This is a genomic window from Vibrio sp. R12-SG2-ISO1 (assembly GCF_059834045.1).
Genome location: NZ_JCBDGO010000012.1, coordinates 38,183 through 47,958 on the forward strand (window position 1 = coordinate 38,183; position 9,776 = coordinate 47,958).

Genomic DNA, 9,776 nt, shown 5'->3' on the forward strand with positions numbered 1-9,776 from the left:
CAGTCCATTTTAGTAAAGGTGGGTATTGTTGAGATAACCAATGGTATGGTTTTTAGGCAAGTAAACCTCGGTCCATTGACTGCCAGTCGATAGCACATAGGCGCGATCTCCGCGTGACACACTCAGCAAAGCTTCGCTGTCAAAATCGGTCGCTTTGTAAACCGACGTGGTCTCCACTTGAACGGTTTTGGTTCTTAGCTTGTTGAGAATCGCTGATAATTGGGATTGCGCTTCTTTATAGTTTTTCTGAGTAGACTTAGCGTACCAGAAGGCCGCCAATTCATTGTTTTTTCGGACACCTCGTCCGTTTTCATATCTTCCTGCAAGGTTGTACTGAGCCACTTCATCACCGCGTTTAGCCGCTTTTTCGTACCACATGAAGGCTTGAGCGTCGTCTTTTTCTGTCCCTTTCCCTTCAGCATACATCACGCCAAGGTTATTCTGTGCCGAGAGGTTCCCTTGCTCCGCCGCCTTTTTATACCATTTGAACGCTTGACGTATATCCATAGAGACGCCTTCTCCATTGCTGAGCATCCAGCCTAGTCGGAATTGAGCATCGTGGATGTCTTGCTCGGCGGCTTTTTCAAACCATTGGTAGGCTTTTTGGTGATTTTTTTCTCTCCCGTAGCCAAGGTAGTAGTGGTTCGCAATATAGTAGTCAGACCACGCATGGCCTTGTTTGCTGGCGTTCAAGAAATAGTCGTATGATTGGTGGTAGTCTTTTTTAATGCCATCGCCAAAGTAGTACATTTTGGCCAAGTTAAATGATGCATATTTGTTAGCCTTAGCGACTTGAGAGAGTAACTCAAACGCTTTTTGCGTGTCTTTGGCTGTACCGATGCCGTACAAATAATATCGGCCTAGGCTAGAGATGGAAGTGGTGGAGCCGGATGAGGCCGCTTTCGACATCCAATAGAAGGCTTTTTCTTCGTTGATCTGAGTGCCTTGACCCTCTTCATAGAGCCAAGCTAAGTTTCTTGCCGCATCTCGATTGTTACTTTCGGCAGCTTTGGAATACCATTGCAAAGCCGTTGCATAGTTTTGGGTAACGCCATTTCCTAAGTCATACGCTAATCCGATAAAGAATGAACAATATGAGTGGCTCTCCACACAGCGTTCGTACCATTTCAGCGATTGTGTGTAGTCCTCTTGGCGCCAATACCAATCCCCCAGTTGTTTTATCGCTTGTTGATCGTGTGTTTCTGCCTTAAGCCAGAGCGGGAATAGATCGTTGTTGTCGGCCAGCACTTTTGTCGCTTGCTCAACTTGGTTTTGTGACGCTTGGGTGAGGTAAGAGAGCGATTCTTTAAACCTTTCTTGTGCCAGCAGATACATACCATAGTCGTATTGCGCCATGGCTAATCCTGAATCTGCGGCTTTTTTCAGCCACTCGATATCTTGACTCGAGGGGCGATTGGTTGAAGTAAAAAGACGGTACATGGATTGAGCGTCGCCGTCTAAAGCCAATGTGTGCCATGTATCTCGAGCTTTCTCGTGCTCGCCCTCTTGATACGCCTTTTCTGCCGATTCATACGTTGCAGCGCAGCCTGATACCATCAATGCAACGAAAGTACTCACCAACCACTTGTTCTTTAGCATTATCCCTAACCTTAAGTACTGTAAAAAATAGTAACAATATCTTAATTATGCTACAAAATGCATCGTTTGTTTTCAATGAGTTGTGTGTCTTGAAGCCGGGGTTGAGGGGGAAAAGCGGCGGTTTGTCACTTTTTTAATAGGGCTGTTGATTCGCTAACGAATGAGTACTATTGAGTGAGCAGTGTTGGATTGCTTGTTTCTCGTATTACGGGCGGTTCACCTTTACTCGGTTTCGTCCGTTACGTTTTGCGTCATAGAGCGCATGATCAGCTCTTTTCAGAACGTCGGAGACTTGTGTGTCGTCAGTGCCTAGACTGGCGACGCCGATGCTGATGGTAACGGGCTTCGCATCGTCTAGTGCCAGATTCGCGATGCGTGCTCTCAAGGTGTTGGCGAGGTGTGAGGCACCGGTAAGGTCAGTGGACGGACAAACAATTAAAAACTCCTCTCCACCCCAACGACCTAACACGTCAGTTTGGCGTAGGGTGTCACGAAGTGTGTTGGCAATGGTGCGCAATGTGTTGTCGCCCACATCATGGCCATACGTATCATTGATGACCTTGAAGTGATCGATGTCGATAAGGATAACCGCAAATGGATGGCCATACCGTTGCCCTCTTTGAAACTCTTGGTTGAGCACACGATCGAGTTTCCTGCGGTTATAGATACCAGTCAGTGGATCGGTCACCGACAGTTGTCTTAATTTGGCTTCGAGTGTGATTCGATCGGTCACATCCTCGATGACGGCTTGAACCGCTGGCTCTCCATCCCATTCAATCAAGTTGTCGTAGACGCGAAAGTAACGAATCTCGCCATCAAAACATCGATTTTTCACAACCGTCTTGGCCCCCGATAAACGGCCACTAATGAGTGATTGATAACGTACCTGAGCGCTGGCGTGTTCCTCCTCTGGTAGGAAGGAGAGTAAGTTGACATCACGGAGTACGGTGTCGATGGACGGCGCGCGCATCAAGTCAACCCAAGCTTGATTGACAAAGATGGGTTTGAAGTCGCGGTGGACGCTAATACCTTGCCCAGACTTAGTGATCAGCTGCTTGAACTTTTGCTCATTTTCCTGAAGTTGCTGTTGGGCTCGTTCTTGCGCTGAGAGATCGATAACCGTGACTTGTAAAGCCGGTTCTCCGTTCCACTCAATCACATGATCGATGGCAAACACTGCGAACTCTCGACCGTGTCGATCGCGATTACGAAAGGTTCTCCCGCGGGGAAGAACGTCACCTTTGAGTGTTTGATGATAGTTATCGATCGCTTGGGGATGGTAGGAGGGATCAATCAAGTCAAGAAAGGAGTCTATCGAGTTGAGAAGTTCAGAGGCGCTAGAGTAACCATACAGGTGCGCGTAGTATTCATTGACGAATAAGGTCTCTAAGTTTTGGATAATGATGATGCCGTATTGGGTATCAATGGTTAACTTTGGCATGCCAGTCCTCGCACTCATTTTGCACACATGTGCAACCGAATACGCATATTACGATCGGAAGAAAAACGAATCCACAATTGTCATCACGTTGTTTTATCATCCGAATAATCCGATGGCGCGAAAGCGAACCTGAATTGAGCGGTCAAAGAGTGAACGATTGACGTGTCAGGTTGGGGGGGAGTGGCTGACTAAACGCCGATGTTATTGACATGAGTTCATATGCGCCTATAATCGCAGCCCGATGGTAGTTATTCATAGCATTTATGGATAGTTGGCGTGTACCAAACGCTGCCATCTTTTAAGGCCCTCTATGTCCTTAAAAATGACGTTTAACATACATGAGTATCTTATTTGTATGAAGCCAAGTCTTTGACTTGGCTTTTTTTTACGCTCAGATAGGGGTATCACGCCCAGCTAGCGCGGGCTGTTGGCTAATATTCGAAAGAGATATCGTGTGTCACGATGGATTTGGATAAGCCATCACAAAATGCGTTTTAAGACTCTATCCGCTCTCACGCGGGTGATCTTGCGCATTAGCTTCTTCACCGGCAGCGGGTAGTCTTCAAACTTCTCCACTTGCTTATATGTGCAAATTAACTGCGTGTGCTTGAGAATATTCTCCACTTCCAGCTCGAATTGCGGGGTCAGGTGATGGTAGTCATCTCTGATGAGCAGCGCGTTTTCGAGATCTAGGCTCCAAGCACGTGGGTTGAGGTTGTTGCCCGTGATCATCATGTAACGCTTATCGACCCAAATCCCTTTGAGGTGGAAGCTGTTTTCATCGTGCTTCCACAGTCTCAAAGAGAGCTTTCTGGCGGCAATATTGGCTTCATTGGCTTTGGCAAACGCGCGCAAGTTGCGCTCGTAGAGATACGGCAGGCCGCCAATGGTTTTGAACTCTTGCTCCGGGGAGATGTAAAAGTCGTTGGCGGTCTTATCACCCACCACAATGGTGACTTTTACGCCGCGGCGGATGGCTTTTTTCACCTCTTTCGCGACGCTGCGCGGGAAGTTGAAGTAGGGCGTGCAGATGAAAATCTCATCTTTGGCCATCGCCAGTAAATGGTTGATGCTTTGGTTGAGCTTGTTGCGCTTTTTCCCCACGCCGACAATCGGCGTCACCGCCACTTGATGCGCGCCAATGCTTTGCGGCTCAAACGGGTAACTGGCTTTGGCGAGTTGCGCGCGCAGTTGGCGAATTTGCGCCTTGATCTGCGCGGTTTCCGGCTTGCTTGGGCACGCGAGATCGTTCACGGCCGGGTGCGCCACCATGGCTTCATCAATAAACTCGGCCATGCTATCGGCGAGCGCTGGGTTCGCCAATACATGGTAACGGTCAAAGCGGTAGCGCTCTTTATAATGCAGGTAGATGTTGTTTAAGCTGGCGCCGCTGTAGATGACTTGGTCATCTATCACAAAGCCTTTGAGGTGCAGCACACCAAACACTTCACGTCCACGCACCGGAATGCCATACACAGGTACGCGATGGGTATACTGCTCAGCAAAGCGCTTGTACATCGCGGCGTTGGTTTCGCCTGGCTCTGCGCCAATCAGCCCACGCTGTGCGCGGTGCCAGTCGACGCACACTTTGACATCAAGGCCTGGGTTACGCTGCTTGGCTTCATAGAGCTCGGTGAGGATCGCTCGGCCGGCCTCATCGTCTTCCAAGTAGAGCGCAACCAGATAGATTCGCTTGCTTGCCTGACGAATCGCTTCAATCAAGCGAGTTCGAAAATCGGCCGCAGAAAACAGCGTTTCAAACTGAGCTGGATCCTGAGCCAGAGCAGGCAGTTGCTCAAACAAATTACGATTGGTCATCATGGTGACGGCGTTACCTTTCTTTAAAGTGGACAGGGAGTTTAGCAAGAAATCGGTGATGGTTGATAGGTTTGCATCATGACGAAAGTGTATTTTTGTGTGTGGGGGGGGAGTTCCTAGTTTCTAGTGCCTAGTTCCTAGAGGGTGGGGCTAGTGGTTTTTGGGGGTGTTTTATGCTTAAACGTTTGCTGCTAGGCCGTGGGTACTGAGATCTTGTTTTGTGTCTCTCCATTCCCCTCTAGGCACTAGGAACTAGGACCTTATTTTCTCTCTCCCTCACTTCAACTGAATACCGTGACGTTGAATATGAGCGAGTAAGTCCTCTGAGGTGACAGTGTGTGTGATTATCACATCGACGTTGTAGGGGAGCGTTGATTGCTCGAATTGGTCTTGAATTTGGGCGATGGTACTCATCGAAAGATGCGGACCCTCTAGAGCGAGATCGATGTCGGAGCTGTCTTTAAAGGTGCCTAGCGCCCTTGAGCCAAACACCCAAGCGTGCTCGACGAGTGGGTGCGCAAGGACAATCTCTTCGATTAATTGGTATTGATGGGGTTTTAGACCCATCGTTGCAGCGCAGGTGTCGACGTTTGGTGTGAGCATAGGCGGGTTAACCGTGCTTAGCCTGCAAATAGTGGGTGACTTGTTCTATCACCGGCGCAAACGACTCCAAAATGAGCTTTTGAGCTTCGAGTACGTTGGCTTCGTCATAGGTATGCGACAGCAGGTTGCGTTTAATCAACGCCTCCAATAGTGTTTCGCACTGCTCAGAGGAGAGGTGCTTCGCTTCCAGCGCGGTTCGAAAGACACTGCGCGGAGAGGCGACATCAAAGCCCTCGAATTCAAGCAAGTCTTTTAACGTTTTCCACGTTAGCTCGAAGGAAAACTCAAACGTTTGCACTAAACCCGCCAGTTCCAGTTCGTTGTAACTCTCTTGCGCGCAGGCTCTTTTGAGCCTTTGTTGCACTTTACTCAAATTTTGTAAACGTAGCTTCCAACGGTCTGGATTTGAGTTCATCGTTGTTCACCTGGGCAGGATGGGTCTCGCTTTAATGGTTACTTTACTGTGTTTGGGGGGAAGTTCCTAGTGGGGGGAGTTCCTAGTGGTTAGTTCCTAGTTCCTAGAGGGTGGAGGCTAGTGCCTATTGCCTATTGCCTATTGCCTATTGCCTAGTTCCTAGAGAGGGGCTATTGGTTTTGGGGTTTGTTTTATGTTCAAACGTCTGTTGCTGGGAGCTATGAACTAGGATCTTATTTGTGTTTCTCCATTCCCCTCTAGGCACTAGGAACTAGGAACTCGCCTCTAAATTCCCCATCGCCACCAACTGTGGTTTACCCCGCACATAACGCTCAAACAGATTCTTCACATCATTTGGCAGTGCGCTTTTATCGAGCGTGGTAAAGCCATGTTGGGCGTAAAAGGCTTCGAGGTGAGGGTAGGCAAAGCAGTAGTCGTGTGGGCCGAGGATGTGCTTTTGGCAATACTCAAGCAGCTCGTGACCCAACCCTTGACCGCGCTGGCTCGGCACCACAAGCATGCCGGTTAATAAGCGATATTTAGCAAGGCTTCGAAAGCGTACCACCGCCGCGATTTCGGTGCCAATATAGCCCGCAATCACCAACTCATCACTCTTCGCCTTACCCGCCGGATAGTGCGCTTTATACAAGCGGTTCACCAGCGGCAGCTTCATCGCCTCAACCTCAACAATCTTTGAAAACACCCCAAACTCCTTGCCATCCATCTACCTCTCTCCATAATACCACCCACCACCCACCACCCACCACCCACCACCCACCACCCACCACCCACCACCTCTAGGCACTAGAAACTAGGAACTCTCATTCCCATCGAGTAGAATATCAACACCTGTCAACCACCCAACCTTATCCATGCTGACACCCATGCCTAAAACCATTCAAACTCACGCCGACCTCGCTTGCCACCATACCTTTGCTATCGCGCAAACCTGTGAGGTGCTGATTGAAGCCCACACGCAGCAGGATATTATCGACGTGTATCAAAACCGTGCGTATGCGACGTTGCCTAAGCTGATGCTGGGTAAGGGCAGCAATATGCTGTTTACCGCGCCGTTTCAAGGTGTGGTGATCATCAATCATTTGCTCGGCAAAACCGTGCAAGAGAGCGACACGCATTGGCATTTGCATATTGAGGCGGGGGAAGATTGGCCATCACTGGTGAAGTGGTGTGTGGAGTCGGGCTATTACGGGCTGGAAAACCTGGCCTTGATTCCGGGCTGTGCAGGCAGTGCGCCGATTCAAAACATTGGCGCTTACGGCGTGGAGCTACAAGATGTGTGCGAATACGTGGATGTGCTCTGTCTTGAACGCTTTGAAGTGCGCCGAATGCACGCGCAAGAGTGCCAGTTCGGTTATCGTGATTCGATTTTTAAACACGATTTATACCAAAAAGTGGTGATTGTGGCGCTCGGCTTAAAGCTCGCCAAAGCGTGGCAGCCCAATATTGCTTATGGCCCGCTGCAAGGCTTTGCGCGTGAAAGCGTCACCGCCCAAGAGATTTTTGATACTGTGTGCCGCGTTAGACAAGAAAAACTGCCCGATCCGCGCGTGCAAGGTAACGCAGGCAGTTTTTTCAAAAACCCCGTTGTGAGCAAATCAGACTATGAAAGGTTAAGCGATGCATTTCCAACGCTGGTGGCTTATCCCACAGGTGATGCAGGTGAAGGCGCGATGAAACTTGCCGCCGGCTGGCTGATTGACCAATGTGGGCTAAAAGGGCATCGCATTGGCGGCGCGCAAGTTCATCCAAATCAAGCATTAGTGATTGTAAATACTGGCAACGCCAGTGCCGATGATGTGCTCACGCTCGCCGCGACAGTGCGCGCCAAGGTACAAGAAACCTTTGGTGTCACGCTTGAGCACGAAGTGCGCTTTATGGGGCCACAAGGTGAGACGCGCCTTGAAATGCTACTGGAAGAGGGGCGAGTCAGCACGGCGGAGTCGTCCATTGATCGCGCAGTGCAAGGAGAGATGCGATGAAAGAGCACCACACCAAACTCATACTCTTGAGCCAGCTCAGCGACGGTCAATTCCATTCGGGTGAGGCGCTCGGTGAGCAACTCGGCATCTCACGTGCGGCAGTCAGTAAACACATTAAAGGTATTCAAGAGTGGGGCGTCGATATCTTTCGCCTGCAGGGCAAAGGTTACCAATTAGCCAAACCAATGCAGTTGCTTGATGAAGCCGTGCTCAAAGCCGGCGTAGCAACGCCACTTGAGCTGATCCCGATTATTGACTCGACCAATCAGCATCTTCTCAATCAGGCAGACAGCCTGACGTCAGGCGCGGTCTGTTTGGCGGAATACCAAGCCAAAGGGCGTGGCCGACGCGGCCGAGAATGGATCTCACCGTTTGGCTCAAACCTGTATCTCTCGATGTTTTGGCGTCTGGATGCTGGCATGGCCGCCGCGATGGGGCTGAGCTTAGTCGTCGGCGTGGCGATTGTCGAAGCGCTCGAAGCCCTCGGGATTGACGGTGTGAAACTCAAATGGCCCAACGATCTCTATTACCAAGACAAAAAACTCGCTGGGATCTTGGTCGAAATGTCCGGTCAAGCGGGCGGCGCCGCCAACCTTGTGATTGGCATGGGCATGAACCTGCAGATGGCCGCAGGCAATGAACGCGCCACCTCGGCCATTACCCAGCCTTGGACCTCACTCTCTGAGGTGACCGGGGAAAGCATCGATCGCAATCAACTGGCGATCACCTTAATTAAAACCCTGCACCGCGCGCTGTCTGACTATGAACTGCAAGGGATGCACGGCTTTGTCGAGCGTTGGAACCGGTTGGATAACTTTCTCGGCCGTCCTATAAAACTCATTATGGGGCCAAGAGAGGTGGTTGGCATTGCAAGGGGCATCAACGCGCAAGGCGCGGTGTTGATTGAGACAGAGCAAGGGGTAGAAGAGTATGTGGGCGGGGAAGTGAGTCTGAGGGGCGCATGAAAACGGGCGAGCGAATACTCCACATTATCAAACGCGAAGGGAGCGTGACCGCCAAGCAGATTGCCGATCTGCTGGATATGACCACCATGGGCGCGCGTCAACACTTGCAAGCGTTGGAAGACGACAGCTTGCTGGCGATTGAAGATATCCGCGTCAAAGTGGGGCGACCAACGCGTCACTGGTCACTGACGGCGAAAGGCCATCGCCATTTTGCCGATCGTCATGGAGAGCTGACGATTCAAGTCATCGACGCGGTAGAGCGTCTATTCGGCCTCGAAGGGGTAGAAAAAGTGACGCTTGATCGCGAAAGCCAAACCTTGGCGCACTATCAAGCGCGTATGCACGGCTGCGAGACGCTGGAAGCCAAGCTTCAAGCCCTCGTTGAGATCCGCGAACAAGAGGGCTATATGGCCGAGTTCGAAGCCTGCGACGGCGGCTATCTGTTCACCGAAAACCATTGCCCCATCTGCCGAGCCGCGACCCATTGCCCGAGTTTATGCCAATCAGAGTTGAACATCTTCCGCCAACTGCTTGGTCCAGAGTGTCATATTGAGAGGACGGAGCATATTGTGCGGGGGGAGAGGAGGTGTAGGTATAGGGTTGTAGAGGCGAGTTCCTAGTGCCTAGTTCCTAGAGGGGATTAGAGGTGAGTTCCTAGTACCTAGTTCCTAGAGGGGACTCAAGCGAAGCTTGAATGGGTTTTTCTAGGAACTGTCCCACAACTGAGACTCCCCCCTTCCCCCTCTTTTTATCGCTGACTTTTTAACCTATTCTTAACGTTTGATGGGTGAGGCAAGGAGGCGCACATGGACACTTCACCGCTTTTTCAGCAACTGCCGCCGTTCGATGAACTGGTCGAATTGGCGCAAAAGAATCCCGATGCGTTTGTCGCTCTCAAAAAAGAGATCTGCGAGGAAATGATCAGCGCGGCGTCT

General features: G+C 50.6%; 10 protein-coding genes. 4 read left to right on the forward strand and 6 right to left on the reverse strand.

Annotation, left to right across the window (positions count from 1 at the left end):
• Positions 1–9: 9 nt before the first annotated feature.
• The 6 genes from AC6R10_RS10395 to AC6R10_RS10420 all read right to left on the reverse strand — a co-directional run bounded on the left by AC6R10_RS10395 (position 10) and on the right by AC6R10_RS10420 (position 6,579).
• The gene (locus AC6R10_RS10395; protein WP_500672186.1) at positions 10–1,599 is read right to left on the reverse strand and encodes a tetratricopeptide repeat protein; all 1,590 of its coding nucleotides are present in this window, start codon (positions 1,597–1,599) and stop codon (positions 10–12) included.
• Positions 1,600–1,804: 205 nt separating this feature from the next.
• Positions 1,805–3,040, reverse strand: coding sequence for a sensor domain-containing diguanylate cyclase (locus AC6R10_RS10400; RefSeq protein WP_500672187.1), 1,236 nt, complete (start codon positions 3,038–3,040; stop codon positions 1,805–1,807).
• A 480-nt stretch (positions 3,041–3,520) separates the two neighbouring features.
• Entirely contained in the window at positions 3,521–4,861 is a 1,341-nt protein-coding gene (gene pssA, locus AC6R10_RS10405; RefSeq protein ID WP_500672188.1) for a CDP-diacylglycerol--serine O-phosphatidyltransferase, read from the reverse strand.
• 273 nt (positions 4,862–5,134) lie between these two features.
• The gene (locus tag AC6R10_RS10410) at positions 5,135–5,461 is read right to left on the reverse strand and encodes a nucleotidyltransferase family protein (protein ID WP_500672189.1); all 327 of its coding nucleotides are present in this window, start codon (positions 5,459–5,461) and stop codon (positions 5,135–5,137) included.
• A 7-nt stretch (positions 5,462–5,468) separates the two neighbouring features.
• The gene (locus AC6R10_RS10415) at positions 5,469–5,876 is read right to left on the reverse strand and encodes an HI0074 family nucleotidyltransferase substrate-binding subunit (RefSeq protein ID WP_500672190.1); all 408 of its coding nucleotides are present in this window, start codon (positions 5,874–5,876) and stop codon (positions 5,469–5,471) included.
• A 271-nt stretch (positions 5,877–6,147) separates the two neighbouring features.
• Positions 6,148–6,579: a GNAT family N-acetyltransferase gene (locus AC6R10_RS10420; RefSeq protein ID WP_500672191.1), complete on the reverse strand. Its 432-nt coding sequence runs from the start codon at positions 6,577–6,579 to the stop codon at positions 6,148–6,150.
• A 181-nt stretch (positions 6,580–6,760) separates the two neighbouring features.
• Between AC6R10_RS10420 and murB the strand changes: the two genes are divergently transcribed.
• The 4 genes from murB to AC6R10_RS10440 all read left to right on the forward strand — a co-directional run.
• Positions 6,761–7,876: a UDP-N-acetylmuramate dehydrogenase gene (murB, locus tag AC6R10_RS10425; protein ID WP_500672192.1), complete on the forward strand. Its 1,116-nt coding sequence runs from the start codon at positions 6,761–6,763 to the stop codon at positions 7,874–7,876.
• Positions 7,873–8,841, forward strand: coding sequence for a bifunctional biotin--[acetyl-CoA-carboxylase] ligase/biotin operon repressor BirA (gene birA, locus AC6R10_RS10430; RefSeq protein ID WP_500672193.1), 969 nt, complete (start codon positions 7,873–7,875; stop codon positions 8,839–8,841). Before murB ends, birA begins: the two co-directional genes overlap by 4 nt.
• Positions 8,838–9,461 carry a helix-turn-helix transcriptional regulator gene (locus AC6R10_RS10435; protein ID WP_500672194.1) on the forward strand — a complete coding sequence of 208 codons (624 nt, stop codon included), beginning with the start codon at positions 8,838–8,840 and terminating at the stop codon, positions 9,459–9,461. The genes birA and AC6R10_RS10435 overlap by 4 nt, the downstream gene beginning before the upstream one ends.
• A 186-nt stretch (positions 9,462–9,647) precedes the next feature.
• The coding region (locus tag AC6R10_RS10440; RefSeq protein ID WP_500672196.1) for a DUF3135 domain-containing protein at positions 9,648–9,776 on the forward strand (129 nt) is incomplete at its 3' end.

Excerpts from the sequence above, each read along its gene's own strand:
- AC6R10_RS10395 (WP_500672186.1), bottom strand. The coding sequence starts at position 1,599 with ATGCTAAAGAACAAGTGGTTGGTGAGTACTTTCGTTGCATTGATGGTA.
- AC6R10_RS10400 (WP_500672187.1), bottom strand. The coding sequence starts at position 3,040 with ATGCCAAAGTTAACCATTGATACCCAATACGGCATCATCATTATCCAA.
- pssA (WP_500672188.1), bottom strand. The coding sequence starts at position 4,861 with ATGATGACCAATCGTAATTTGTTTGAGCAACTGCCTGCTCTGGCTCAG.
- AC6R10_RS10410 (WP_500672189.1), bottom strand. The coding sequence starts at position 5,461 with ATGCTCACACCAAACGTCGACACCTGCGCTGCAACGATGGGTCTAAAA.
- AC6R10_RS10415 (WP_500672190.1), bottom strand. The coding sequence starts at position 5,876 with ATGAACTCAAATCCAGACCGTTGGAAGCTACGTTTACAAAATTTGAGT.
- murB (WP_500672192.1), top strand. The coding sequence starts at position 6,761 with ATGCCTAAAACCATTCAAACTCACGCCGACCTCGCTTGCCACCATACC.
- birA (WP_500672193.1), top strand. The coding sequence starts at position 7,873 with ATGAAAGAGCACCACACCAAACTCATACTCTTGAGCCAGCTCAGCGAC.
- AC6R10_RS10435 (WP_500672194.1), top strand. The coding sequence starts at position 8,838 with ATGAAAACGGGCGAGCGAATACTCCACATTATCAAACGCGAAGGGAGC.